This window comes from Lysobacter sp. CC-YZS074 (assembly GCF_056739745.1).
Map to the genome: position 1 here is coordinate 1,638,858 of NZ_CP200301.1, position 26,021 is coordinate 1,664,878.

The window sequence follows — 26,021 nt, forward strand, 5'->3', positions numbered from 1 at the left end:
GTGGCAACAACTACCAGACGCGCAGCGCGCGAAGAAGCTCCGGTCCCCGCGACCGCGAAAGAGCAGAAGATGTCCGACGAAGTTGCCGCGCAGCGGCTGCTGGAGGCGCTGTGCGCCGTCCGGGACGGCGATTTCAGCGTCCAGTTGCCGGTCCACTGGGACGGCATCCAGGGCAAGATCGCCGATTGCTTCAACGCGATCGTCGCCAGCAACCGGCACCTGTCGCAGGAACTCGACCGCGTCGGCCAGGTGGTCGGCCGGGAAGGGCAGACCCGCAAGCGGTTGGCGGTGACCAACCACTCGGGCGCGTGGCTGGGCATGCAGCAGTCCGTCAACAACCTGATCGACGACCTGGTGCGGCCGATCGAGACGATGACCGAGGCCACCGCGGGCGTCGCCAAGGGTGACCTCACCCGCACCGTGCCGCTGGAGACCGATGGCCGCCCGCTGCAGGGCGAGTTCCTCCGGTCGGCCACGATCGTGAACCGCATGATCGAGCAGATGGGCGAGTTCTCCGCCGAGGTGACCCGCGTCGCGCTCGAGGTGGGCACCGCCGGCCGCCTCGGTGGCCAGGCCAAGGTCAAGGGCGTGTCGGGCGTCTGGAAGGAGCTCACCGATTCGGTGAACCAGATGGCCTCCAACCTGACCACCCAGGTGCGCAACATCTCCGAAGTCACCATCGCGGTGGCCGACGGCGACCTCTCGCGCAAGATCACCGCCGACGTGCGCGGCGAGATGGCTCAGTTGAAGGAGGCCATCAACACGATGGTGGACCAGCTGCGCAGCTTCGCGTCGGAAGTGACACGCGTGGCGCGCGAGGTCGGCACCGACGGCAAGCTCGGAGGCCAGGCGGTGGTGCCCGGTGTCGCCGGTACGTGGAAGGACCTCACCGACTCGGTCAACGCGATGGCGTCCAACCTGACCAGCCAGGTGCGCAACATCGCCGAGGTGACCACCGCGGTGGCGAAGGGCGACCTGTCGCGCAAGATCGCGGTGGACGCGCAGGGCGAGATCCTCGCGCTCAAGAACACCATCAACACGATGGTGGACCAGCTCAACGGCTTCGCCGCGGAGGTGACCCGCGTGGCCCGCGAGGTGGGTACCGAGGGCAAGCTCGGCGGTCAGGCGCAGGTGCCGGACGTCGCCGGCACGTGGAAGGACCTCACCGACCACGTGAACTCGATGGCGTCCAACCTGACCAGCCAGGTGCGCAACATCGCGGAAGTCACCACCGCGGTGGCGAAGGGCGACCTGTCGCGCAAGATCACCGTGGACGTGCGTGGCGAGCTGCTCGAGCTCAAGAACACGCTCAACACGATGGTGGACCAGCTCAACAGCTTCGCGGCCGAGGTGACCCGCGTGGCGCGCGAGGTGGGCACCGAGGGCAAGCTCGGTGGCCAGGCCACGGTGCCGGGTGTCGACGGCACCTGGGCCGACCTCACCGACTCGGTGAACGCGATGGCGTCCAACCTGACCAGCCAGGTGCGCAACATCGCCGAGGTGACCACCGCGGTGGCGAAGGGCGACCTGTCGCGCAAGATCGCCGTGACCGCGCAGGGCGAGATCCTGCAGCTCAAGGACACCATCAACACGATGGTGGACCAGCTCAACAGCTTCGCCGCCGAGGTGACCCGCGTGGCGCGCGAGGTCGGCACCGAAGGCAAACTCGGCGGCCAGGCGACCGTGCCCGGCGTGGCCGGCACCTGGGCCGATTTGACCGACAACGTCAACGCGATGGCGTCCAACCTGACCAGCCAGGTGCGCAACATCGCGGAAGTCACCACGGCGGTGGCGAAGGGCGACCTGTCGCGCAAGATCGCGGTGGACGTGAAGGGCGAGATGCTCGAGCTCAAGGACACCATCAACACGATGGTGGACCAGCTCAACTCCTTCGCCGCGGAAGTGACGCGCGTGGCGCGCGAGGTCGGCACCGAGGGCAAGCTCGGCGGCCAGGCGCGCGTGCCCGGCGTGGCCGGTACGTGGAAGGACCTGACCGACAACGTCAACTCGATGGCGTCCAACCTGACCAGCCAGGTGCGCAACATCGCCGAGGTCGCGACCTCGGTGGCGAAGGGCGACCTGTCGCGCAAGATCGGCGTGGACGCGCAGGGCGAAATCCTGCAGCTGAAGGACACCCTCAACACGATGGTGGACCAGCTCAACAGTTTCGCGGCCGAGGTGACCCGCGTGGCGCGCGAGGTGGGCACCGAGGGCAAGCTCGGCGGCCAGGCGACCGTGCCCGGCGTGGCCGGCACCTGGGCCGACCTGACCGACAACGTCAACTCGATGGCCACCAACCTCACCACCCAGGTGCGCGGCATCGCGCAGGTGGTGACCGCGGTCGCCACCGGTGACCTCAGCAAGAAGCTGACGGTGGAGGCCAAGGGAGAGATCGCCGAGCTGGCCGACACCATCAACTCGATGACCGACACGCTGGCGATCTTCGCCGACCAGGTGACCACGGTGGCGCGCGAAGTCGGCGTCGAAGGTCGCCTGGGCGGCCAGGCCAAGGTGCCGGGTACCGCCGGCATCTGGGAGAACCTGACCGGCAACGTGAACCAGCTGGCGGCCAACCTGACCACCCAGGTCCGCGCGATCGCGGAGGTCGCTACCGCGGTGACCCAGGGCGACCTGACCCGCGAGATCCAGGTCGACGTGCGCGGCGAGCTCGCCGATCTGAAGGACAACATCAACGTCATGATCGGCACCCTGCGCGCGACCACCGAGAGCGGTCGCGAGCAGGACTGGCTGAAGACCAACATGGCGACCTTCAGCAACATGATGCAGGGTCAGCGTGACCTGGTGACCCTGGGCACCATGCTGCTGAGCGAACTGGCACCGCTGGTCGACGCCCACCAGGGTCTGATGTACGTCGTCGACGGCGACGAGCCCGGCCGGACTCCGTACCTGCGCCAGCTGGCCGCGTATGCCAGTGCCGGCTCCGCCGACGGCCGCCCGAGCCTGGAGTTCGGCGAAGGCCTGATCGGCCAGTGCGCGGCGCAGGCCAAGATGATCGTGGTGGAGAACGTCGAACCCGGCTCGGTGCAGATCCGCTCGGGCCTGCTCGACCTGGTGCCGCGCAACGTCATCGTGTTGCCGGTGCTGTTCGAGGACCAGATCAAGGCCGTCATCGAACTGGCCTCGCTGTCGGAATTCAGCGTGTCCCAGCGCGCCTTCCTCGACCAGCTCTCGCGCAGCATCGGCATCGTGCTCAACACCATCGAGGCGACGATGCGCACCGAGCGCCTGCTCGCCCAGTCGCAGCAGCTGGCCGGTGAGTTGCAGGCGCAGCAGCGGGAGCTGCAGCAGACCAACGAGGACATCGCGCTCAAGGCCGCATTGCTGGCCGAGCAGAAGAACGAGGTGGAGCGCAAGAACCAGCAGATCGAGCAGGCGCGCCGCGCGCTCGAGGAAAAGGCGGCCGAGCTGGCACTGACCTCGCGCTACAAGTCCGAGTTCCTCGCCAACATGTCGCACGAGCTGCGCACGCCGCTGAATTCGATCCTGATCCTGGGCCAGCAGCTGTCGGAGAACGCCGACGCCAACCTGAGTCCGCGACAGGTCGAGTTCGCGAGCACCATCCATGGCGCCGGTACCGACCTGCTGCACCTGATCAGCGACATCCTCGACCTGTCGAAGATCGAGTCGGGCACCGTCACCGTGGACAACGAGGAGATCAGCTTCAAGCACCTGCGCGAGAACATCGAGCGTTCGTTCCGGCACGAGGCCGAGCGGCGCCAGCTGCAGTTCTCGGTGAACTTCTCGCCCGAGCTCGGGCGGGCGCTCGACAGCGATCCCAAGCGCCTGCAGCAGATCCTCAAGAACCTGCTGTCGAATGCGTTCAAGTTCACCGCCCAGGGCAGCGTGCGGTTGACCGCGCGCTCGGCGCAGACCGGCTGGACGCCGGGGCACGCGGTGCTCGACGCCGCCCCCACGGTAATCGCGTTCGAGGTCACCGATACCGGCATCGGCATTTCGCCGGACAAGCAGCGCATCGTGTTCGAGGCGTTCCAGCAGGCCGACGCCGGTACGTCGCGCCAGTACGGCGGCACTGGCCTGGGACTGGCGATCAGTCGCGAGATCGCCGGCCTGCTCGGCGGCGAACTCCGCCTGCACAGCGTGGTGGGCGAGGGCAGTACCTTCACGCTCTACCTCCCGCTGTCGTACGCCGGGGCGGACAGCGCCCATGAGGCGCGCGCCGCGAAGGCGCACGAGAAGGCGTTGCTGGCGGCGCCGACGGAAGAGGAGGAAGTGGGCGAGGTACGGCGCGCGATCGACGACGACCGCGACGTCCTGGCCGACGGCGAGCCGCTCCTGCTGCTGGTGGAGGATGACGTGCGCTACGCCACGGTGCTGCGCGACATGGCGCGCTCCAAGGGCTTCCGGGTGCTGGTGGCCAATCGCGGCGCCGAGGCGTTGCGGCTGGTGCGCGATTACAAGCCGCACGCCATCTCGCTCGACATCTTCCTTCCGGACATGCTCGGCTGGACCGTGCTGGCGCGGCTCAAGCAGGATTCCGAGACCCGCCACATCCCGGTGCAGATCGTTACCGTGGAGGAGGAGCGCCACCAGAGCATCGAGCGCGGTGCGTTCTCCTACTTGGCCAAGCCGGCGACCACCGAAACCATCGACGAGGCGTTGCAGCGGATCAAGGACTACACGCTGCCGCGGGTCAAGCGCCTGCTGGTGGTGGAGGACGACGCCGCCGAGCGGATGAGCATCGAGGAACTGATCCGCCACGATGACGTCGCGATCGACACGGTCGGCAGCGGCGCCGAGGCACTGGAGGCGATGCGCAGGGAGCCCTACGATTGCGTGGTGCTTGATCTTCGACTGCCCGACATGACCGGCTTCGAGCTGCTCGATCGCCTGCAGGAGGAGGCCTCCCTGCGGGAGGTGCCGGTGGTGGTGTTCACCGGCAAGGACCTCACCGCCGATGACGATCGCCGGCTGAAGAAGCTCGCAAAAAGCGTCGTTATCAAGGGCGTCGAGTCGCCGGAGCGCCTGCTTGACGAGACCGCGCTGTTCCTGCACCGGGTCATCGCCGACCTGCCGCCGGCCAAGCAGCGCATGGTGCACAGCCTGCACGAGTCCGACGATGCCCTGCGCGGCAAGCGCGTGCTGGTGGTGGACGACGACGTGCGCAACATCTTCGCGTTGTCCAGCGTCCTCGAGCGCCACGGCATGGACGTGATCACCGCCGGCACCGGCCAGGAGGCGATCGACAAGGTGTCGGCCGACGAAGAGGTCGCCCTGGTGCTGATGGACATCATGATGCCGGGCATGGACGGTTACGAGACGATGCGGGTCATCCGCGAGGATCCACGCTCCAGGGCGTTACCGATCGTCGCGCTGACCGCCAAGGCGATGAAGGGTGACCGCGAGAAGTGCCTGGAGGCCGGTGCCTCCGACTACCTCGCCAAGCCGGTGGTGACCGACCAGTTGCTGGGAGTGCTGCGGCAGTGGCTTCACCGCTGAGCTACCGGTTCGACGACAAGGTCGAGGGCCCCGTCAAGATCCTGCTGGTCGACGACCAGCCGGGTCGCCTGCTGACCTACCGCGCGATCCTCGAACCGCTGGGCGAGGAACTGGTCGAGGCCAGCTCGGGCGTGGAAGCGCTCAAGCGCCTGATGGAGGACGACTTCGCGCTGATCCTGCTCGACGTCAACATGCCGGACATGGACGGCTTCGAGACGGCGAGCCTGATCCACCAGCACCCGCGCTTCGAGAAGACCCCGATCATCTTCGTCACCGCGGTCAACATCACCGACATGGACCGCCTGCGTGGCTACAAGCTCGGTGCGGTCGACTACGTGATGGTGCCGGTCATCCCCGAGATCCTGCGCAGCAAGGTGGTGGTGCTGGCCGAGTTGCATCGCAAGCGGGTGGAGCTGCAGGCGACGAATGCCAAGCTCGAGGCGGCCAACCGTGCCCTGCAGGCCGAGCAGGAACGCGAGCTCGAGGTCCTCAACGAATCCCTGCGCAAGGCCAACGCCGCGCTGGGCGCGCAGAACGTCGAACTGCACGGCGAGATCGCCGAACGCAAGCGGGTGGAGCAGTTGCTGCGGGAGGCCGACCGGCGCAAGGACGAGTTCCTCGCCACGCTGGCGCACGAGTTGCGCAACCCGCTGGCACCGCTGCAGAACGCGCTGAGCATCCGGCGCCTGGCCGAGCCGGCGGGTGATTCGCACCTGCAGAGCCTGATGGAGCGGCAGCTGTCGCTGCTCGTGCGGCTGATCGACGACCTGCTGGACATCGCCCGTATCAGCCAGGCGAAATTGACCCTGCGCAAGCACCCGACATCGCTGCACGAGATCATCGATTCGGCGATCGAGATCGCGCGTCCCTCCATCGAGCAGGGCGAACACGACCTGGTGCTGACGCTGCCCGAGCAGCCGGTGAGGCTCGTGGCCGACCAGGCGCGGCTGTCGCAGGTGTTCGCGAACCTGCTCAACAACGCGGCGAAGTATTCCGAACCGCATGGACGCATCGAGCTGTCCGCGGTCATCAACCGGAAGGCCGATGCCGTGGAGGTCCGCGTGCACGACACCGGGATCGGCCTGGAGCCGGAACAGGCGAGCCGGATCTTCGAGATGTTCTCGCAGGTGGACACCGCCATCGACCGCGCCCACGGCGGTCTCGGTATCGGCTTGACCCTCGTGCGGCGGCTGGCAGAGATGCACGACGGTCGGGTCACCGTGTCCAGCGACGGCCTCGGCCGCGGCGCCACGTTCGAGGTGTCGCTGCCCCTGTTGCCGGTCCCGGACGAAGTATCGGGTCCGCCCGCGGCGGTGGCGGTCGCCGGTATTCAGAAGCGCGTGCTGGTGGTCGACGACAACCGCGACGCCGCAGATACACTGGCGATGATGATCGAGATGCTCGGCCACGATGTGCGTCGCCTTTACGACCCGCACGCGGTGACCGGAGAGGTCGAGACCTTCCGCCCCGACATCGTGTTCCTGGATGTCGGGATGCCGGGTCTGAGCGGCTACGAACTGGCACCGCAGCTGCGCGGGATGCCGGGGTTCGACGACATCGAGATCGTTGCCGTGACGGGCTGGGGCCAGCCGGAAGACCGCCAGCGCACCCGCGACGCGGGGTTCGACGAGCACCTGGTCAAGCCGCCGGCGCTCGACGCGATCCAGCGGCTGTGCAGCGAGCCGGTGCGCCGTGCGCCGGTGAAGGTGCAGGCCAGTGGCTGACGTGCAGGGCAGGACTGGCGCGGAAGGAAGTCCCGGCACGTCCGGTGACGATCCGACGATCCGCTTCTTCGAGCGGCTCGCGCACGACCTGCGCGGACCGCTGTCGCCGTTGCAGACCGCGGCCTACCTGCTGCGTCGCGACGACGTGGATCGTGCACGCCAGCAGGACCTGCTGGAGGTCATCGATCGCCAGACCCATCGCCTGAGCGCGATGGTGCAGGAGGTGTCCGACTGGATGCGGGCACGCCGGGACCGGCTGGTCGGTCACCGGGAGAACATCGCGGTGCCGATGCTGCTGGACCTGGCCTGCGCGAACCTGTCATCGGGCATCGCGCTCGAGGTGCCGGCGGCGCTCGATGCCGTGCAGGTGACCGGTGACGCCCAGCGCCTGGTGCAGATGCTGTCGACCCTCATCGCCTTCATGCAGGCGCGCGCGGCACCGGTCAGCGTGGGTGCCCGGGTCGAAGAGGGCGTGGCGATCACCGTGGCGACGCCGGGCTGCGCGTGGAAACGCGGCGAAACCGCCGAACTGTTCAATGACTCCCAGCAGGTGCCCTTCGACGAGGGGCTGGGCATGCGGTTGTTGATCGCCCAGGCCATTGCCAACGCCCACGGCGGCGGAATCCACACCAGCGACGAGGGTGGCGAAACGGCCGTGGTGGAGCTCCGGCTCCCGCTTGCTGCCGACTGAGCGGATCCCACCGGCGAGCCGGGCGGGCCCGTGGCTGCGGACCCCGCGGCAGCAGCGGTCCGGGAAGTCAGTTCGGCTCGGTCGGTGCCTGCGCCGGGATGAACGGCGAAACCGGGTCGCTCGCCGGGAAGGTTTCTTCCAGCGCCTCGTCCTGGTTTTCGTTCTCGTGACGCTTGCGTTCGTCGGCGTCGCGAGGCGCCTGATGGGCCTGGCCAGCGTGGTTGCCGGTCTGTTCCGGTGCGCCGCCCTGACGATTGTCGTGCTGGTTCGGTTGCATGCTCATGTGTCGTCTCCTCGGCCATCGGGCCTTTGAGCCAACGATACGGCGGGGCGCCGCTAAGGCGGCGTGAGTACATGGCGGGATGGCGGGTTTCACGGGCGTTTCGCTGCCTGCTTCCTACGATCCGGACTCACGAGCACGCAGCGCCGGCGAACGGCGAACCACGAGTGAGGGCAACGGATGCGCGGTAAGCAAATGTCTGAAGCAAGAAGCGCCAGGATGCGGCGGGAATCCGATGCCCAGCCGTGCACGGCCACGGACAGGACCTGACCCATGGGCGCCGACGTACTGGGTTGGGCGGCCTCGGCGATACTGATCGCCACGCTTGTTCGCCAGGTATGGGTGCAATGGCGCGAGCGCAGCGTTGCAGGTGTGTCGTCCTGGCTGTTCGTGGGTCAACTGGCGGCGAGCGTGGGATTCACGCTCTACAGCTGGATCATCGGCAACTGGGTATTCGTGGTCACCAACGGCACCCTGCTGCTGACCGCGCTGGTGGGGCAGGCGATCTTCCGTCGCAACCGGCGGCTCGCCGAAGCGGGCGCCGCCGCGCAGGAGCGTTGCGACGCCTGAGGTCGGCACCTTCGTGGAAGATCAGGCGCTGACGAGCTTCTCCTGCATCCGCCGCCACGCCGCGGCCGCCGCGGGCCGGGCTTCGTTCCAGTCCAACGGGCTGCTGCCCCGGGTGCGGTTGTAGGCATCGGCAAGCTCGCTGCTCTGTTCGTCGAACGAGCGGCCGTGGCCGTGGAGGAACACGTTGATCCCGAGTTTGAACGCTGGCTCGAAGTCTTCGTAGGCAAGTCCGGGCCGGCAGAAAGACGACTCGGCGTAGTGGGAACTCCAGTAGCGCAGCTCGCCGTCGAAGTCGACGAAACTCGGAGCCGTTTGTGCGGTTTGAGCGGACATCGAAGATCCCTCCCTGAACAGCCCCCCTGCCCGTGCCATCTTGGCCCCGTCGGGTGCCGAGTGCAAACCCGGGCCTGAATCTTTCATGGGAAACGGCGCCCCTCCGTCCCGCACGGAACCGCCGCACGGAACCCTCACGGTGTGGCGTATCGGGAGGTGCGCACGTCCAGTTTCATGGAATCCTTCATCAGGCCCAGTGCACGGTCGGTCCGCATCTGGCTGATGGATGCCACGCAATCGCGCGGCACGTGTACCTGGTATTCGCGCATGTGGGCGTCGGTCGCGGTGGTGAGCACGCAGCCGTCCGCCGCCACCCCGGTGATGATCAGGCGGGTGGCTTCGAGTTTTTTCAGCAGGATCGGCAGCGGGGTGGAGAAGAAGCCCGAATGTTTCGGCTTCAGGATGAAATAGTCGTCCGACTCCGGCGGCAACAGCTCGGCCAGCGGTGCACCGGCCGTGTCGTGTCTGCATACGGCGACGATCTCACTGAAATCCGCCTGCCACCGCATGAAGTTGTCGTTGACGTAGATTGCCGGCGTGCCGTCGGCTTTCAGGCGCTTCTTGAGCGCGGCGATGCGCCGGGCGGCGGCGATCGCCTGCGGGCGCATGGCCTGGCCGCCCTCGAAGTCCAGCGGGTTGATCATGTCGACGATCAGCAGCGCGCCACGGTCGGTGGCGCGCGCATCGCGGGGGCTCCGGGTCTTCGACATGTCAGGGCGTGAGGACGATCTTGCGGCAGTCGTCCTGCTTTTCCTCGAACATCTCGTAGCCGCGCGCGGCGTCGGCCAGTTTCATCCGGTGCGAAATGATGACGTCCGGCGCCAGCCGGCCTTCCTCGATGAACCGCAGCAGCTCTGGCATGTAGCGCTGTACGTGGGTCTGGCCCATGCGGAAGGTCAGGCCCTTGTCGAACGCGTCGCCGAACAGGAAACCATGGATGAAACCGGCGTACACGCCGGCCACGCTGACGATACCGCCGCGGCGCGTCGCGGCGATGCACTGGCGCAGCGCCTTGCCGCTGCTGCCTTCGAGCTTGACCGCGGTCAGCACGGTTTCGGTCGTGCTGCCCTTGGCCTCGAAGCCGACCGCCTCGATGCAGGCGTCGACGCCGCGGTGCGCGGTCTGCTCGATGATCAGTTCGGCCGGGTCGTCGCACTCGTCGAAATTGATCGGGATGACCCCGTAGGTCTGCGCGGCGAAGTCGAGCCGGTACTGGTGATGGTCGACCATGAAGATGCGCTCGGCGCCGAGCATGCGGCAGCACGCGGCCGCCATCAGGCCGACCGGGCCGGCACCGAAGATGGCCACGGTGGAGCCCTCCCGCACCTCGGCGTTGAGCACGGCCTGGTATCCGGTGGGCAGGATGTCCGAGAGAAACAGGACCTGCTCGTCGCCCAGGCTCCCGGGTATGACCAGCGGTCCGGTATTGGCCTTGGGGACACGGACGAATTCGGCCTGGCCGCCGGGTACGCCGCCGTAGAGGTGGCTGTAGCCGAACAGCGCCGCCGGCGGGGTGATCTCCTTGCGGTTGAGGATGGCGCCGCGGCCGTCGTTGGTGGTCTCGCAGCAGGCGTACTGCTCCAGGTTGCAGAAGAAGCATTCGCCGCACGAGATGGTGAAGGGGATCACCACCCGGTCGCCCTTGCGGCAGCGGGTCACCCCTGCGCCCGCCTCCTCGACCACGCCCATGAACTCGTGCCCGAGAATATCGCCGTCATGCACCGCCGGGATCTTGCCGCGGTACAGGTGCAGGTCGGAGCCGCAGATCGCCGTCGCGGTCACTCGAAGCACGATGTCGTCGGGCTGCTGGATGATGGGATCGGGTACGGCTTCGACGCGGACATCCTTGGCGCCGTGGTAGGTCAGTGCCTGCATGGGGGGGCTCCGGAGGTGGGATCCCCGGAATACCAGCGATAGCGTCATGCAGAGGTGAGCCGCGAAGAGGGTTCGTCGCGAAGGTGCCGGCCGCGAAGGTGCCCGGATGTTCACGTGATGGTGTCGCCGGGCAATCGACGATCGTCGGCATGCCCGTCCACCCGCAGACGCCGGAATCGCCCGCACGGGTTTCCCCCGTTCGCGGGCGTGGATCAGCGGTGCCTGCGCAGCCAGGCGGCCAGTACCAGTCCGGTCCCGAATGCGACGTACGCACCCGCCAGACCCCGGCACGTGAGGTGGTGTTCGAATCCCGGCGTCAACCGGCTGGGGACCACTTTGTAATCCACCACCCACGCGACCGTCGCGACAGCGGTGGCGACGGCCACCGGATGGCGGGCGAGCGGCCATTCGCGGCTCAGGCGCCAGCGTTCGAACCCGGTGGCCCAGAACACCGAGCTGGCATGGTGGATCGCGTATCCCAGCGCGGTGTAGCGCAGGCTGGCCGAAGAGCGGCGGATCGCGCGATCACCCCAGACCCAGTGACTGGTGGCGTTGGTGCCGCGCGCGGGGGCGTTGCGGCGACCGCGTCCGAACACGGACACCACCAGGGTGCACAGGAGACTGGCGAGGCTGCCGGAGAACCACGCCCGGCGCAGGGCGGTACGCCAGGCTTCCGCTCCCACGGGCCGGGTCGCGTCCTGCTGCTCGGCGCGACCGGGTTCCTCGGCGCGGCGCTGGTGGAGGCGTTGGCGGATGCCGGTCATGAGCTGGTACTCGGCGTACGGGATACCGCCGCGGCGCACCGGCGCTGGCCCGGCCATCGCGCGGTCGCCGTCGACTTCACCCGCGACCTCCAGCCCGGCGACTGGCGCGGGCGCGTGGCGGGGATGGACGTGGTTATCAATGCGGTCGGCATTCTCGGCTCACGGGGCAGGCAGACGTTCGAGACGGTGCACGTGCAGGCACCCAGGGCGCTGTTCAAAGCCTGCGTGGAGGCGCGTGTAAACCATGTCATCCAGGTGTCGGCGCTGGGCGCTGACGCGGAGGCCTGCAGCGCATACCACCAGAGCAAGCGGGAGGCCGATCGCCACCTGGCCGCGTTGCCGCTTCGCGCCACGGTTTTGCAGCCGTCGCTGGTCTACGCGCCGCACGGCACGAGTGCGCGCTGGTTCACCACGCTGGCGACGCTGCCGGTGCTCGCGCTGCCGGGGGGCGGCCACCAATGCCTGCAACCCATCCACCTGCAGGACCTTTGCGATGCGGTGGTAAGGCTGGTGGCGCAGCGTGATCCACCCACGCGCGTCGCGGCGGTGGGGCCGGAGCCGTTGACCCTGCGCGGTTACCTGGCGGCGTTGCGGGGGGCGATGTCGCTGCCGCCGGCATGGGTACTGCCGGTGCCGCGGCGGCTCGCGCGGGCCGCGGCCGCGATCGCTGGTCACCTGCCGGGCGCGATCGTCACCCCTGACACGCTCGCTATGCTCGAACGCGGCAACTGCGCCGACTCGAAGCCGATCACCCGGCTGCTCGGCCGTCCGCCGCGAAGCGCGCCTGCCTTCATCGAACCGCACGCGGCAGTCGCCGTCCGCGCCGTCGCGACCCTGCGCTGGCTGCTGCCGGTGCTGCGGGTGAGCCTGGCCGTGATGTGGATCGTCACTGCCGTCGTCTCGGCGTGGATCTACCCGGTTGAAGACAGTCTGGCGCTGCTGGCCCGGACCGGGCTCACCGGGACGATGGCCATGCTCGCGCTGTACGGCGCGGCCGCGTTGGACTTCGCGTTCGGCGTGGCCACCCTGGCGCTGCGCAGACGCCAGTGGCTTTACCGGCTGCAGGCCGCTTTGATCATCGGCTACACGGCCGTTATCAGCGTCTGCCTGCCGGAGTTCTGGGCCCATCCGTATGGGCCGGTCCTCAAGAACGTGCCGATCCTCGCGATGATCTGGCTGCTGCACCAGCTGGACCGACCGGAGCGTGTCGGGTGAACGAGTACTTCATCGTCAAGTGGCTGCACATCCTGTCGTCGACGCTGCTGTTCGGCACCGGCATCGGCACCGCGTTCTACCTGTTCTTCGTCAGCCGCACGCGAGACGTCCACGCCATCGCCGTGGTGGCGCGCTGGGTGGTCATCGCCGACTGGTGGTTCACCGCCACCACGATGGTGGTGCAGCCGGTCACGGGCTTTTACCTGGCCCACCTGATGGGCGTCCCGCTGGGGGCGAAGTGGATCGTGTGGTCCACGGCGCTGTTCGTGCTCGCCGCCGCATGCTGGCTGCCGGTGCTGTGGCTTCAGGTCCGCCTGCGCGACATCGCCGTAGCCGCCGCCGCCGAGGGCAGGGCCTTGCCGCCGCTGTACCGGCGCTACTTCGCGATCTGGACAACGCTGGGTTTCCCGGCGCTGGCGTCGTTCCTGGCGATCTTCTACCTGATGGTCGCCAAGCCCTACTGAGCCCGGCGTCCGCGCACAAAAAAGCCCGCACCGGGCGGGCTGTTCTGCTGTTGATGGTGGAGGTGGGCGGAATCGAACCGCCGTCCGAAGGCACTCCATCCCCGGCACTACATGCTTAGCGCTCCGTTGGATCTCGTCCCCTGACAGCACGGCGCGCAAAGCGCATCAGGGAACCAGCCTGCTTTGGGTTAACCGGGTGCTGGCAGGCGGCCACTCCCGGCGATTCCGTGATAATGACCCTACGTCGCGAGCACGGACACAAGCGATTTCGGGGCTTAGGCCTTAAGCGGCCAGTGCGTAGTTGTCGTCGTTGGCAACTAAAGTTTTGCAGCTGGATTTACGAGGAAAGCTACCCCCTCGGCATGCGCCAGGCGATTTCGCGACCCCCGTCGAAGCCAGTGCACCCCCGGGGAATTGCAAGTTCGCTGACCCGGCCAGTATAGGGGCAGGGCAGGCGGACTCAAGCGTCCGCGGCCTGCCTGCTCGCTTGGGGTTCAGACGGACGGCCCGGTGCGTGGCTTGTATGCTTGCAGCCCATGGACGATCACGCCGACGAGCGAACCGAGCCCACCCTGCGCAGCCGCCTGCGGCCCTTGCGCGGGCACCTGTGGGCACTGGTGGTGCTGATCGCCTCGCTCGCGTCGGTGCTGGCGTTGTGGCGCATCGCCTACGACCGCGAACTGCGCGCCGCCGATGCCCGGTTCGTCGCCAACACCCAGGAGATCACCGAACTGCTCAAGCAGCGGATGGTCAACTACGAGCTGGTGGCGGGCGGTGGCTCGGCGCTGTTCGCTTCGGTCGACCGGCCGACGCCGAGCCAGTGGTACGGGTTTGCCGATGGAATGGACGTGGAACTGCGGTTCTCCGGCATGGTCGGGCTGGGCTTTGCGGGTTTTGTGAGCCAGGCGCGCCTGGACGACCTGCAGATGGAGTGGAACCAGGCGGGCTGGGGCCTGCTGGATGTGCGGCCGCACGGTCTGCGCACCCATTACGGGCCCGTCCTTTACCTGGAGCCGCGCACGCCGGAGAACGTGGCGGCGGTCGGGTTCGACATGTATTCCGAGCCGACCCGCCGCGCCGCGATGGACAAGGCGCTGGAGTCCGGCCGTCCTTCGCTGACCGGCCCGGTCCACCTCGTGCAGGACGGCGCCGCCCGGCGTACCGGGCTGTTGCTCTACCTGCCGGTCTACCGCAACGGCGCGCGACCGCAGACCGAAGCCGGACGGCGCGACGCCATGCTCGGTTGGGTGTACGTGCCGTTCCGGGTGGACAGCTTCGTCGGCGAGGCGCTGGGCTCGCACCAGGCGCGCTTCCGCATCTACGACATCACCGGTGGGGGCTCGCAACTGCTGTTCACCAGCGAAACCGGCGAGGTCCGGCAGCCGCCCGCCTTCAGCCACGAGGTGGAGTTCGACAATTACGGACGGCGCTGGCGGCTGGAGTTCGAATCGGCCCCGCTGGCCGCCGCGGCGCCGCGCCTGCGCAACCTGCAAAGCACGCTCGCCCTGGGGCTGTTCGCTTCGCTGCTGATGTACGCGATTGCGTGGACACTGGCACAGACCGAGTCGCGCGCCCAACGCATCGCGCTGCGGTTGACCGAGGATTACCGGCGCAGCGAGGAACGCTTCCGCACCGCGATGCAGTACTCGGCTATCGGCAAGGTGCTGCTCGACAGCCAGGGCCATATCGTCGAGGCGAACCCCGCGTTCGGCACCATCGTCGGACGCGTCCCGGATTCGCTGGTGGGGGAGCGCTTCGACGCATTGTTCGAGGACCACGGGGCGAGCACCGATGACGCCCACGCCGCGGACGAGCGCGGGGTGCACCGCCAGACCCGTCGGCTGCACCGCGAAGGCGGCGAGCCGCGGCTGGCACAGCTCACCTACGCGCCGGTGCCGGGCAGCCTGGGGCAGGACATCGCTGGCCTGGTGCAGGCCGAGGACGTCACCGAGCGCCTGCAGGCCGAGGCGCGGGTGCACGCGCTCAACCGCACGCTGGAGCACCGGGTGGCCCTGCGCACGCGCGAACTGAGCCAGGCCAACCAGGAGCTCGAGGCATTCGCCTACAGCGTGTCCCACGACCTGCGCGCGCCGCTGCGGGCGATCGACGGTTTCAGCAAGGTACTCGCCGAGCGCTATGTGGATCGGCTGGACGAGGCGGGGCAGGGTTACCTCGGGCGCGTGCGCAACGCGGCCAACCGGATGGGCGAGCTGATCGACGCCCTGCTGAAGATGTCACGGGTGACGCGTTCGCCGATCAAGCACGAACACATCGACCTCAGCCGCGTGGCGACGGAGCTGATCGAGGATCTGCGCGCGGGCGACGACGACCACCCGGTGGACACGCGGATCGAGCCGGGCCTGCATGCCGAAGGCGACGCGACGTTGCTGCGCAACCTGCTCGAGAACCTCATCGGCAACGCGTGGAAGTTCACCCGCGGCCAGCCGCATCCGCGCGTCGAGTTCGGCCGGGAGGGCGGCGAGTTCTTTGTCCGCGACAACGGTGCCGGCTTCGACCAGGAATACGTCGACAAGCTGTTCCGGCCGTTCCAGCGTCTGCACGACCAGAGCGAATTCGCCGGCCATGGCATCGGCCTGGCGTCGGTCAAGCGCATCGTCGAGCGGCACGGCGGCTCGATCCGGGCCGAGGGGCGGGCGGGCGAGGGCGCGACGTTCTACTTCACCCTGCCGGAAGTACAGCCCGGCGAGCAAGCGTAGGCCCGCCTGGCGTTGCCGGAGCGCTATGCGTCCTTGTTGTGCCGACGCATGACCCGCTGCTTCTCGCGGGCCCAGTCGCGGTCCTTGTCGGCCTGGCGCTTGTCGTGGGTCTGCTTGCCCTTGGCCAGCGCCAGTTCGAGCTTGATGCGGTTGCCTTTCCAGTACATGGACGTGGGCACGACGGTGTAGCCGTCGCGCTGCACGCGGCCGATCAGCGTGTCGATCTCGTTCCGGTGCAGCAGCAGCTTGCGGGTGCGGCGCTCCTCGGCGACCACGTGGGTGGAGGCGGAGATCAGCGGCGTCATCTGTGCGCCGAACAGGAAGATCTCGCCGCCACGCACCACCGCGTAGCTCTCGCCGATGTTGGCGCGCCCGGCGCGGATGGACTTCACTTCCCAGCCCTGCAGGGCCAAGCCGGCTTCGAAACGCTGCTCCAGGTGGTAGTCGTGGCGCGCGCGTTTGTTCAGCGCGATGGTGCCGCCCCCGCCGTTTCCCTTATCCTTGCCGGTCTTGTTCTTCTTGGCCATCGCCACATTGTCCCCGATTGCGGGCCCGATGCGCGAATGGCGCGAAATCCACTCCGAAATATCAGGTCGCCGTGCCCAGCATTCGCCGTACCGCCCTTGTCGAGCATTCCGCCGCGCACATGTTCGCGCTGGTCAACGACGTGGCGGCGTACCCGCGCCGGTTCGACTGGTGCGACGCCGCCAGCGTGATCGAGTCGTCGGAGAACCGCATGGTGGCGCGGCTGGACCTGGGGCTCGGCGCGCTGCGGACCTGGTTCACCACCGAGAACACGATGTCGCCGCCGCACCACATCGACCTCCGGCTGGTGGATGGCCCGTTCCGCCGGCTCTCCGGTCGCTGGGAGTTCCATTCGCTGGACGAGTCGTCGTGCAAGGTCAGCCTGTCGCTGGACTTCGAACCGACCGTGCGGCTGCTGGGTCCGGCGCTGGCGCTGGGGTTCCAGCGGCTGGCCGACCGCATGGTCGACGATTTCGTGCGGGTCGCGGACCGCGGGGAATGAAAGTGGAAGTGGTCCGCGCCTGGCCGCGGCGGTTCGAGCGCATCGCGCTGGAGCTGCCCTCGGGTGCCTGCGTGCTCGACGCGTTGCACGCCGCCGGGATCGCCGTGGCGGACCAGCCGGTGCCCTGCGCCGTATTCGGCGTCAGCGCGGGCCCCGGCACGCTGCTGCACGAGGGCGACCGCATCGAGCTGTTGCGGCCGTTGCTGGTCGACCCGAAGGAAGCGCGCCGGCGGCGCGCCGGCAGCCAACCGCGCTGAGCGCGTCCGGCCGGATCCCGGTCCGGCCGGTTCCGGTTATTCCTTGTCCTTGGCCAGGTTGGGACCGAACTGCTTGCGCGAGGACTGGGCGATTTCCTGGTCCTGCTCCGGGAAGTACTCGCCCTCCCAGCGGGTCAGCTGGTCGTTTTCGAACCACAGGGTCAGGTTCTTGATCCGGGTGGTCGCCAGCCGGTCGGTGCGCTGGGTCGACGTGTAGTCCCAGCGGTCGTGGTGGAACGGGTCCTGGATCGACGGCGAGCCCAGCATGCCGAGCACCTGCTGCTTGCTCATGCCCGCCTGCAGCTGCTCGACCGCGCTCGACTCGAGCAGGTTGCCCTGGTAGATCGGCTGGCGGTAGACGATGCCGCAGCCGGCGGCGGTCGCGGCAACGGAAAGGGCGAGCAGGAGCGTAGGCATCGGGTGCTTGGGCATCGTTTCGGACGGCAGGCAGGGAACGCCCGATGATACACTGAACCCGTTGCTGCGCGGCGCTGCCGCCGTTGTATTCACGTGGCATTCCGCGGGTGCGAAGGACGCCATCGGGTGCCGACAGGGAGCGCCAATGGAATCGCATGACCTACGCAAGGCCGGCCTCAAGGTGACCCATCCGCGGATGCGGATCCTGGAGTTGCTCGAGCAGGCCAAGCCCCGCCACATGACCGCCGAGGACATCTACCGCCTGCTGCTCGATCAGGGCGAGGACATCGGCCTGGCCACCGTGTACCGGGTGCTGACCCAGTTCGAAGCCGCCGGCCTGGTGCTCAAGCACAACTTCGAGTCGGGGCAGTCGGTGTACGAGCTCGACCGCGGCCAGCACCACGACCACATGGTCGACATCGACACCGGCAAGATCATCGAGTTCGAGAGCGCCGAGATCGAAACGCTGCAGGCGAGGATCGCCGCCGAGCACGGGTACGAGATCGAAGAGCACTCGCTGGTGCTCTACGTGCGCAGGAAGCGCTGAGCCGCGCCTCAGCCGACGTCGCTCAACAGCCGCTTGGCCGCGGCGCGCGCCTCGCGGGTGAGTTCGACGCCGCCCAGCATCCGAGCCAGCTCCTCCTGCCGCTGCCTCGCGTCCAGCAGGCGGACCTGGCTCTGGGTGACGCCTTCACTGGCGGCCTTGCTCACGCGATAGTGCGCGTGGCCCTGCGCCGCCACCTGCGGAAGATGGGTCACACAGAGCACCTGGCGGCTCGCGCCCAGCGCGCGCAGCTTCTGCCCGACGATCTCGGCCACGCCGCCACCGATGCCGGAGTCGACTTCGTCGAACACCATCGTCGGCACCGCATCCAGTCCCAGCGCCGCGACCTCGATCGCCAGCGAGATGCGCGACAGCTCGCCGCCCGAGGCGACCTTGCGCAAGGCCCGCGCCGGCTGGCCGGGGTTGGCGGCGACCAGGAACTCGACGCGTTCGCCGCCCTGCGGGTCCGGGCGGTCGATCTCCAGCGGTTCGAAGGCGATGTCGAAGCGGCCGCCGCCCATGCCGAGTTCGGCGATGAGTCCGGTGGTCGAGGCGGCGAGTCTGGCGGCGGCTTCCCGGCGGCGGACGCCCAGGGCGTCCGCCGCGCCACGCCAGTCCTTCCGGGCCGCCTCGATCTCCCTGTCGAGCGACTGCAGCCGGACGCCGGCGTGTCGCAGTTCCTCCAGCTCGGCGGCAAGCCGCTCGCGGTGGGCGAGCAGGTGCTCGGGGGTGACGCGGTGCTTGCGCGCGAGGTCGTGGAGCCGTCCGAGCCGCTGCTCGATCGCATCGAATCGGGAAGGATCGACGTCCAGGTCGGCGCGGACGCGGTCGAGCAGGGCGAGTGCTTCATCGAGCTGGATCGCGGCGGCGTCGAGCATGTCGTCCACCTCCGCCAGTCGGGGTTCGTGTTCGGTCACCCGCTGCAGTTCGCCCCGTACCCGCTGCAGGTCGCGCGACAGCGAGCTGCCGTCCTCGCCGCCGAGGCGGGCGAACACGCCGTCGCACGCGGCGATGAGGTCCGCGGCGTGCGCCTGGCGCCTGTGGTCGACCTGCAGTTGCAGGATGGAGTCGGGCTCGAGGGTTTCCCGCTCGAGCTCCGCGTGCTGGTGCTCCAGCCAGTCGATCCGGTCCGATACGTCGCCCTGGGACGACAGCCGGTCACGCTCGGCCAGCAGGGCGTTCCAATGCGCCGACGCCTCGGCCACCGTGGCGCGCTCGGCATCCGTGCGGCCGTAGGCGTCGAGCAGGGCGAGCTGGCTGGTCCGCGACAGCAGCGCCTGGTGCTCGTGCTGGCCGTGTATCTCGACCAGCCGACCGGCCAGGTCGCCCAGTTGGCCGATCGTCACCGGGCGGCCATTGATCCATGCGCGGGAGCCCCCGTCGGCGCGGACCACCCGCCGTACCACGCAGCGCGGCTCGTCGCCGTCGTCGAGTTCGGCGGCTTCCAGCCACTGGCGCGCGGCGGGTACATCGCCGAGGTCGAACTCGCCGACCACTTCCGCGCGGTCGGCGCCGTGACGGACCACCCCGCTGTCGGCGCGAAGGCCGGACAGCAGCCCCAGCGCGTCGACCAGCAGCGACTTGCCCGCGCCGGTTTCGCCGGAGATGACGGTCAGGCCGGGGCCGAAGGCCAGTTCGGCCTCGTCGACCACGGCGAAATGCTTGAGGGAAAGGTGAGCGAGCATGCAGCGGCGAGTTTAAAGGTCGGCGGAGGCGGAGGGCAGGGGCGACGCGTACGGGCGGAGCAGGCGGAATGAAGCACGCGCCCGTCTCGTCCGCTGAGCCGCCCCGCCTTGCGCCGTCCGCCGCCCGGCCTTATACCCGGCCCATGAGTCGCAAACCCGACGACACCGGCCTGGACCCGCGCGCACGGCAGTTGCTGCGCACCCTCATCGCCCGCTACATCCAGAGCGGCGAGCCGGTGGGCTCCCAGACACTGGCCCGCCACGCCGGCCTCGATGTCAGCGCCGCCACCATCCGCAACATCCTGGCCGACCTGGAGGAGGTCGGGTTGCTGAGCGCACCGCACACGTCCGCCGGCCGGGTACCGACCGCGCAGGGCTACCGGCTGTTCGTCGATTCGCTGCTGCAGGTGCGCCCGTTGCCGGACACCGAAGTGGCGCGGCTGCGCGGCGAACTGCCGGCCGGGTCCGGGACCCAGGCCCTGCTCGGCAGTGCCTCGGAGCTGCTGTCGGCGATGACCCGCTTCGTCGGGGTGGTCAGCGTGCCCCGGCGCGAGCAGTTCGCGTTCCGGCGGGTGGATTTCGTGCCGATCGAGGGGCAGCGGGTGCTGGCGATCCTGGTGTTCGCCGACAACGAGGTGCAGAACCGGATCATCCAGACCCGGCGCGCCTACGAGCGGGGTGAGCTGGAACGGGTGGCGAACTATCTCAACCACCATTTCGCCGGCCGCCCGGTGGCCGACATCCGCGCGACCCTGCTGCGCGAGCTGCGGTCGGCGCGCAGCGAAATGGAATCGCTGCTGGCCCAGTCGATCGAGCTGGCCGAACATGCCCTGGCCCCCGCTCACGACGATATGGTGCTGGCCGGCCAGACCCGTTTGATGGGCCTGCAGGAGCTGTCGGACCTGGACCGCCTGCGCGAGCTGTTCGAGGCGTTCGCCCGCAAGCGCGAGATCCTCCAGTTGCTGGAGCGCACGGTCCGCGCCCCCGGCGTCCGGATCTTCATCGGTGAGGAAACCGGTCTGGCGCCGCTGGAAGGGGTTTCGCTGGTGACGGCTCCGTACGCTGCCGCCGGCCGCGTCCTGGGCGTCCTGGGCGTGATCGGCCCGACCCGGATGGCCTACGACCGGGTGATCCCGGTGGTGCAGGCTGCCGCCGACGCGCTCGGCGAGGCGTTTGCCCCGGACGCCTGAGCGGAAGCTGTCCGTCGGCGCCCGTGTCCGGGCGGGTTGAATTGGCCCGGGCTGTCCCCATTGCTCGTCCCTGTTGCGGAGAACGCGCCACGGGCGCCAGGAACAGAGCCGAGCATGACCACCGAACCTATCCAGGACGCGGCCCAGCACGAGGCCGAAGCGCAGCCCACCTCGCCGCTGGCCGTCGAACTCGAGGCCGCCCAGGCCGAGATCGCCCGGCTGCGGGAGGACGCACTGCGCGAGCGCGCCGATCTCGAAAACCAGCGCAAGCGACTCGAACGCGAGCGCGACATGGCCCGCAAGTTCGCCAACGAACGCCTGCTCGGCGACCTGCTGCCGGTGATCGACAGCCTCGAGGCCGGCCTCAACGCCGCGACCGGCGACACCGGGCCGCTGCGCGAGGGCATGGAGCTGACCCTGAAGCAGTTGCTCAAGGTGACCGGCGACAACGGCCTGCTGGAGGTCAATCCCGCGGGCCAGGCCTTCAATCCCGAGCACCACCAGGCCATGAGCATGGTGGAAAGCGCCGACCATGCGCCCGGCCACGTGGTGCAGGTCTACCAGAAGGGCTGGCTGCTGAACGAACGCCTGCTGCGTCCCGCGCTGGTGGTGGTGAGCAGGCACGACTGAACGACGCGGGCGGGCTTTCCCCTTGAAGGGGAGGGCTCCAGCCCCAGATAGCGGACATCGGCGGCGCGGCCGCCCCAAGACAAAAAGATTCGAGAGGGAGCAACACCATGGGCAAGATCATCGGCATCGACCTGGGCACGACCAACTCCTGCGTCGCCGTGATGGAAGGCGGGAAGGCACGGGTCATCGAGAACGCGGAAGGCGATCGCACCACGCCGTCCATCGTCGCCTACACCAAGGACGGCGAGGTCCTGGTGGGCGCTTCGGCCAAGCGCCAGGCGGTCACCAACCCGAAGAACACCTTCTACGCGGTGAAGCGCCTGATCGGCCGCAAGTTCACCGACGCCGAAGTGCAGAAGGATCTCGACCTGGTCCCGTACGGCATCGTCCAGCACGAGAACGGCGATGCGTGGGTGCAAACCGCCGACGGCAAGAAGATGGCGCCGCAGCAGATCTCGGCCGAGGTGCTGGCCAAGATGAAGAAGACCGCCGAGGCCTACTTGGGCGAGACCGTCACCGAGGCGGTGATCACCGTGCCGGCGTACTTCAACGACAGCCAGCGCCAGGCGACCAAGGACGCCGGCAAGATCGCCGGCCTCGAGGTCAAGCGCATCATCAACGAGCCGACCGCGGCCGCGCTGGCCTACGGCATGGACAAGAAGGGCGGCGACCGCAAGGTGGCCGTGTACGACCTCGGCGGCGGCACCTTCGACGTGTCGATCATCGAGATCGCTTCGGTCGACGAGGAGATGCAGGTCGAGGTGCTGTCGACGAACGGCGACACGTTCCTCGGCGGCGAGGACTTCGACAAGCGCGTCATCGATTACCTGGTCGACGAGTTCCAGAAGGACCAGGGCATCAACCTGCGTCAGGACCCGCTCGCGCTGCAGCGCCTGAAGGACGCCGCCGAACGCGCCAAGATTGAGCTGTCCTCGAGCCAGCAGACCGAAGTCAACCTGCCGTACGTCACCGCCGACGCCTCCGGGCCGAAGCACCTGAACATCAAGCTGACCCGCGCCAAGCTCGAGTCGCTGGTCGAGGACCTGGTCAAGAAGACGATCGAGCCATGCCGCACCGCGCTCAACGACGTCGGCCTGCGTGCCAGCGACATCAGCGAGGTGATCCTGGTCGGCGGCCAGACCCGCATGCCGAAGGTGCAGCAGGCGGTGAGCGAGTTCTTCGGCAAGGAGCCGCGCAAGGACGTCAACCCGGACGAGGCCGTCGCCATCGGTGCCGCCATCCAGGGCGGCGTGCTGGCCGGCGACGTCAAGGACGTGCTGCTGCTCGACGTGACCCCGCTGTCGCTGGGTATCGAGACCCTGGGCGGCGTGTTCACCAAGATCATCGAGAAGAACACCACGGTGCCGACCAAGGCCTCGCAGACCTTCTCGACCGCCGAGGACAACCAGTCCGCCGTCACCGTGCACGTGCTGCAGGGTGAGCGCGAGCAGGCCCGCTTCAACAAGTCGCTGGCGCGCTTCGACCTGTCCGGCATCGAGCCGGCGCCGCGCGGCATGCCGCAGGTGGAGGTGTCGTTCGACATCGACGCCAACGGCATCGTCCACGTGACCGCCAAGGACAAGAAGACCGGCAAGGAGCAGAAGGTCGAGATCAAGGCCGGTTCGGGCCTGTCGGAGGAGGAGATCCAGAAGATGGTCGCCGACGCCGAGGCCAACCGCGAGGAGGACGAGAAGTTCCAGCAGTTGGTGCAGGCCCGCAACCACGCCGACGGCCTGATCCACATGGCGCGCAGCACCATCAAGGAGCACGGCGAGAAGCTGCCGGGCGACGCGATCGGCGCGACCGAGTCGGCCATCGCCGATCTGGAAACCGCGATGAAGGGCGACGACAAGGGCCAGATCGAGGCCAGGTCGAACGCACTGGAGGAAGCCGCGCAGGCATTGATGGGCGCAGTCCAGGGCCAGGCCGGTGGTGCCGAGGGCGCGGCCGGTGCGGCGGGTGGTGCCGGAGCGCAGGCGGCCGACGACGTCGTCGACGCCGAGTTCACCGAGGTCAAGGACGACGAGAAGAAGTAACCGGTCGGCCCCTCCCCGGAGGGGCGCCGCTGGGGAGGGTTCGGGACCGCGCCGCGCTTCCGGACCCTCGTCGTTTCACGCAACACCGAAGTCCCGACCTGTCCCGGTGGGGCCGGGGAACCCGTAGCAGATGAGCAAGCGCGACTATTACGAAGTGCTGGGCGTGGGCCGCGATGCCAGCGCCGACGACCTGAAGAAGGCCTACCGGCGGTGCGCGATGAAGTACCACCCGGACCGCAATCCGGGTGACACCGCGGCGGAGGCCTCGTTCAAGGAGTGCAAGGAGGCCTACGAGGTCCTCTCCGACGCCAACAAGCGCCGGGTCTACGACCAGCACGGCCATGCCGCCTTCGAACACGGCATGGGCGGCGGTGGGCCGGGCGGTCCCGGCTACGCCGACATGGGCGACATCTTCGGCGACATCTTCGGCAACATCTTCGGTGGCGGCGGCCCGGGTGGGCGTGGTCCGCGGCGTGGCGCCGACATCGGCTACGTCATGGAGCTCTCGCTCGAGGAGGCCGTGCGCGGCGTCGAGAAGGAAATCGAGATCCCGACGCTGGACGAGTGCGACACCTGCAGCGGCAGCGGGTCGGCCGATGGCAAGCTGGAGACCTGTACGACCTGCGGCGGGCGCGGCCAGGTCCGTTTCCAGCGGGGCATCTTCTCGATGCAGCAGGGCTGTCCGCACTGCGGCGGCCGCGGCCAGACCATCAGCAATCCGTGTGGCGACTGCCACGGCCAGGGCCGCATCGAGGAAACCAAGACGCTTTCGGTCAAGATCCCGGCCGGCGTCGACAACGGTGACCGCATCCGGCTCACCGGCGAGGGCGAGGCCGGCCCGGCCGGCTCCCCGCCAGGCGACCTGTACGTCGACGTGCGCGTCCGCGAGCACGACATCTTCAAGCGTGACGGCGACGACCTGCATTGCGACGTGCCGATCCGCCTCGGCCAAGCGGCGCTGGGCGACACCATCCGCGTCCCCACGCTCGGTGGCGGGGTGGAGCTGCGCATCCCCGCCGAAACGCAGACCGGCAAGCTGTTCCGGCTGCGTGACCAGGGCGTGCAGTCGGTCCGCAGCCGGCGACCCGGTGACCTGTATTGCCGCGTCGTGGTGGAAACCCCGGTGAACCTGACCGCCGAGCAGCGTGAGTTGCTGGAGAAGTTCGATGCCACTTTCGCGGGCGAGGACGCATGCAAGCACTCCCCGCGTTCGTCGACCTTCATTGACGGTGTGAAGGGGTTCTGGGACCGCATGACGTCCTGACCGGTTCGCAATCGCTGCATCCCTTGCCGCATTGCCGGTGCCCGGCTAGCCTGCGCTGATGTCGCCGCCTGTCCGAGTGCTTATCCACGGTGCCTCCGGCCGCATGGGGCAGGCGTTGCTGCGCCTGGGCTCCGAAAACGGGGCCGGTCTGCAGGTGGTCGCAGCCGTCTCGGGCGGCAAACCCGCCCAGCGCGTTGTCGACGGGGTGCCCCATTTCGCCGCGGCGGAAATGCATGGGGTGCCGTCGTTCGACGTGGCGATCGACTTCAGCCTGCCGGCCGGCTTCGATGCGGTGCTCGCCCTTTGCGTCGGCCGCGGGGCGGGGCTGGTGTCGGGTACCACCGGGCTGGAGCAGGCCCAGCTCGACGCGTTGCAGGCGGCGGCCTCGGCCGTTCCCGTGCTGTCCGCCGCCAACTTCAGCCTGGGCGTGGTGGTGTTGGCCGATCTCGTCGAACGCGCCGCCGCGGCGCTCCGGGGATGGGATTGCGACATCGTCGAATCGCACCACGTGCACAAGAAGGATGCGCCCTCCGGGACCGCGCTGGCGCTGGGTGATCGTGCGGGGCAGGGCGGCGCGCAGCCGCGCTACGCGGCGCTGCGGGCCGGGGACATAGTCGGCGAGCACACCGTGCAGTTCACCGGGCTGGGTGAGCGCATCGAACTCGTCCATCGCGCCACCAGCCGCGACATCTTCGCCCGCGGCGCACTGCTGGCCGCCACCCGGCTGGCCGGACGCGAGCCCGGACGCTATCACCTGCGTGACCTCGTCCTGTAGCGTACGGTTTCCATCGCCACGTGAACGGCCTGCTGGCGCCAGTGCCGCTACATCGCTAGAATTCCCGTTCGCCTGAACTCTGTTT

23 protein-coding genes and 1 other RNA gene are annotated in these 26,021 nt (G+C 68.6%); 15 read left to right on the forward strand and 9 right to left on the reverse strand.

Annotation, left to right across the window (positions count from 1 at the left end; translation table 11 throughout):
- The first annotated feature begins 69 nt into the window (after window positions 1-69).
- Genes U8331_RS07390 through U8331_RS07400 form a run of 3 tightly spaced genes read left to right on the forward strand, consistent with a single transcriptional unit; the run spans window position 70 to window position 7,893 of the window.
- Window positions 70-5,478, forward strand: coding sequence for a HAMP domain-containing protein (locus U8331_RS07390; protein WP_481130428.1), 5,409 nt, complete (start codon window positions 70-72; stop codon window positions 5,476-5,478).
- Window positions 5,463-7,202, forward strand: coding sequence for a response regulator (locus U8331_RS07395; protein WP_481130429.1), 1,740 nt, complete (start codon window positions 5,463-5,465; stop codon window positions 7,200-7,202). The genes U8331_RS07390 and U8331_RS07395 overlap by 16 nt, the downstream gene beginning before the upstream one ends.
- Complete coding sequence (locus tag U8331_RS07400) at window positions 7,195-7,893, forward strand: sensor histidine kinase (protein ID WP_481130430.1); 699 nt, start codon at window positions 7,195-7,197, stop codon at window positions 7,891-7,893. The genes U8331_RS07395 and U8331_RS07400 overlap by 8 nt, the downstream gene beginning before the upstream one ends.
- A 67-nt stretch (window positions 7,894-7,960) precedes the next feature.
- On the opposite strand, the gene U8331_RS07405 is transcribed toward U8331_RS07400, so the two are convergent.
- The gene (locus U8331_RS07405; protein WP_481130431.1) at window positions 7,961-8,176 is read right to left on the reverse strand and encodes a hypothetical protein; all 216 of its coding nucleotides are present in this window, start codon (window positions 8,174-8,176) and stop codon (window positions 7,961-7,963) included.
- Between the two features lie 270 nt (window positions 8,177-8,446).
- Here U8331_RS07405 and U8331_RS07410 point away from each other — a divergent pair, with 270 nt between their 5' ends.
- On the forward strand, window positions 8,447-8,743 hold the full coding sequence (locus U8331_RS07410) for a PQ-loop domain-containing transporter (RefSeq protein WP_481130432.1): 297 nt from the start codon (window positions 8,447-8,449) through the stop codon (window positions 8,741-8,743).
- A gap of 21 nt (window positions 8,744-8,764) precedes the next feature.
- Here U8331_RS07410 and U8331_RS07415 read toward each other — a convergent pair whose 3' ends face one another.
- The 4 genes from U8331_RS07415 to U8331_RS07430 form a co-directional block, all read right to left on the reverse strand.
- Complete coding sequence (locus U8331_RS07415; RefSeq protein ID WP_481130433.1) at window positions 8,765-9,076, reverse strand: hypothetical protein; 312 nt, start codon at window positions 9,074-9,076, stop codon at window positions 8,765-8,767.
- A gap of 134 nt (window positions 9,077-9,210) precedes the next feature.
- Window positions 9,211-9,786, reverse strand: coding sequence for a cysteine hydrolase family protein (locus U8331_RS07420; RefSeq protein ID WP_481130434.1), 576 nt, complete (start codon window positions 9,784-9,786; stop codon window positions 9,211-9,213).
- A 1-nt stretch (window position 9,787) separates the two neighbouring features.
- Window positions 9,788-10,951, reverse strand: coding sequence for a zinc-dependent alcohol dehydrogenase (locus tag U8331_RS07425; protein WP_481130435.1), 1,164 nt, complete (start codon window positions 10,949-10,951; stop codon window positions 9,788-9,790).
- A 212-nt stretch (window positions 10,952-11,163) separates the two neighbouring features.
- Window positions 11,164-11,715: a hypothetical protein gene (locus U8331_RS07430; RefSeq protein ID WP_481130436.1), complete on the reverse strand. Its 552-nt coding sequence runs from the start codon at window positions 11,713-11,715 to the stop codon at window positions 11,164-11,166.
- On the opposite strand from U8331_RS07430, the gene U8331_RS07435 reads away from it, so the two are divergent.
- Window positions 11,698-12,930, forward strand: coding sequence for an SDR family oxidoreductase (locus U8331_RS07435; protein WP_481130437.1), 1,233 nt, complete (start codon window positions 11,698-11,700; stop codon window positions 12,928-12,930). The genes U8331_RS07430 and U8331_RS07435 overlap by 18 nt on opposite strands.
- The gene (locus U8331_RS07440; RefSeq protein ID WP_481130438.1) at window positions 12,927-13,394 is read left to right on the forward strand and encodes a DUF2269 family protein; all 468 of its coding nucleotides are present in this window, start codon (window positions 12,927-12,929) and stop codon (window positions 13,392-13,394) included. The genes U8331_RS07435 and U8331_RS07440 overlap by 4 nt, the downstream gene beginning before the upstream one ends.
- A 54-nt stretch (window positions 13,395-13,448) precedes the next feature.
- On the opposite strand, the gene ssrA is transcribed toward U8331_RS07440, so the two are convergent.
- Window positions 13,449-13,802, reverse strand: a transfer-messenger RNA (tmRNA) gene (ssrA, locus tag U8331_RS07445).
- A gap of 128 nt (window positions 13,803-13,930) precedes the next feature.
- Here ssrA and U8331_RS07450 point away from each other — a divergent pair.
- The gene (locus U8331_RS07450; RefSeq protein ID WP_481130439.1) at window positions 13,931-16,111 is read left to right on the forward strand and encodes a CHASE domain-containing protein; all 2,181 of its coding nucleotides are present in this window, start codon (window positions 13,931-13,933) and stop codon (window positions 16,109-16,111) included.
- Between the two features lie 23 nt (window positions 16,112-16,134).
- Here U8331_RS07450 and smpB read toward each other — a convergent pair whose 3' ends face one another.
- Window positions 16,135-16,638 (reverse strand): SsrA-binding protein SmpB, encoded by a 504-nt coding sequence (gene smpB, locus U8331_RS07455; RefSeq protein WP_481130440.1) that lies wholly within the window; start codon window positions 16,636-16,638, stop codon window positions 16,135-16,137.
- 71 nt (window positions 16,639-16,709) lie between these two features.
- On the opposite strand from smpB, the gene U8331_RS07460 reads away from it, so the two are divergent.
- Both U8331_RS07460 and U8331_RS07465 read left to right on the forward strand, forming a co-directional pair.
- Entirely contained in the window at window positions 16,710-17,138 is a 429-nt protein-coding gene (locus U8331_RS07460) for a type II toxin-antitoxin system RatA family toxin (RefSeq protein ID WP_481130441.1), read from the forward strand.
- Window positions 17,135-17,395 carry an RnfH family protein gene (locus tag U8331_RS07465; protein WP_481130442.1) on the forward strand — a complete coding sequence of 87 codons (261 nt, stop codon included), beginning with the start codon at window positions 17,135-17,137 and terminating at the stop codon, window positions 17,393-17,395. The genes U8331_RS07460 and U8331_RS07465 overlap by 4 nt, the downstream gene beginning before the upstream one ends.
- Before the next feature lie 36 nt (window positions 17,396-17,431).
- Here U8331_RS07465 and U8331_RS07470 read toward each other — a convergent pair whose 3' ends face one another.
- Entirely contained in the window at window positions 17,432-17,812 is a 381-nt protein-coding gene (locus U8331_RS07470) for an outer membrane protein assembly factor BamE (protein WP_481130443.1), read from the reverse strand.
- Between the two features lie 145 nt (window positions 17,813-17,957).
- On the opposite strand from U8331_RS07470, the gene fur reads away from it, so the two are divergent.
- Window positions 17,958-18,359, forward strand: a complete 402-nt coding sequence (gene fur, locus U8331_RS07475) for a ferric iron uptake transcriptional regulator (RefSeq protein WP_481130444.1) — start codon at window positions 17,958-17,960, stop codon at window positions 18,357-18,359.
- 8 nt (window positions 18,360-18,367) lie between these two features.
- Here the strand turns inward: fur and recN are convergent, their stop codons facing one another.
- Window positions 18,368-20,041, reverse strand: coding sequence for a DNA repair protein RecN (gene recN, locus U8331_RS07480; protein WP_481130445.1), 1,674 nt, complete (start codon window positions 20,039-20,041; stop codon window positions 18,368-18,370).
- 143 nt (window positions 20,042-20,184) lie between these two features.
- Between recN and hrcA the strand changes: the two genes are divergently transcribed.
- From hrcA to U8331_RS07505, 5 genes are all read left to right on the forward strand, one after another.
- The gene (gene hrcA / locus U8331_RS07485; protein ID WP_481130446.1) at window positions 20,185-21,231 is read left to right on the forward strand and encodes a heat-inducible transcriptional repressor HrcA; all 1,047 of its coding nucleotides are present in this window, start codon (window positions 20,185-20,187) and stop codon (window positions 21,229-21,231) included.
- A gap of 114 nt (window positions 21,232-21,345) precedes the next feature.
- Window positions 21,346-21,861, forward strand: a complete 516-nt coding sequence (grpE, locus tag U8331_RS07490; protein WP_481130447.1) for a nucleotide exchange factor GrpE — start codon at window positions 21,346-21,348, stop codon at window positions 21,859-21,861.
- Window positions 21,862-21,968: 107 nt separating this feature from the next.
- Window positions 21,969-23,897 carry a molecular chaperone DnaK gene (dnaK, locus tag U8331_RS07495; RefSeq protein ID WP_481130448.1) on the forward strand — a complete coding sequence of 643 codons (1,929 nt, stop codon included), beginning with the start codon at window positions 21,969-21,971 and terminating at the stop codon, window positions 23,895-23,897.
- A 130-nt stretch (window positions 23,898-24,027) separates the two neighbouring features.
- Entirely contained in the window at window positions 24,028-25,161 is a 1,134-nt protein-coding gene (gene dnaJ / locus U8331_RS07500) for a molecular chaperone DnaJ (protein WP_481130449.1), read from the forward strand.
- 103 nt (window positions 25,162-25,264) lie between these two features.
- A complete protein-coding gene (locus tag U8331_RS07505) occupies window positions 25,265-25,936 on the forward strand; it encodes a 4-hydroxy-tetrahydrodipicolinate reductase (RefSeq protein WP_481130450.1) in 672 nt (223 codons plus the stop codon).
- Window positions 25,937-26,021: the final 85 nt, after the last annotated feature.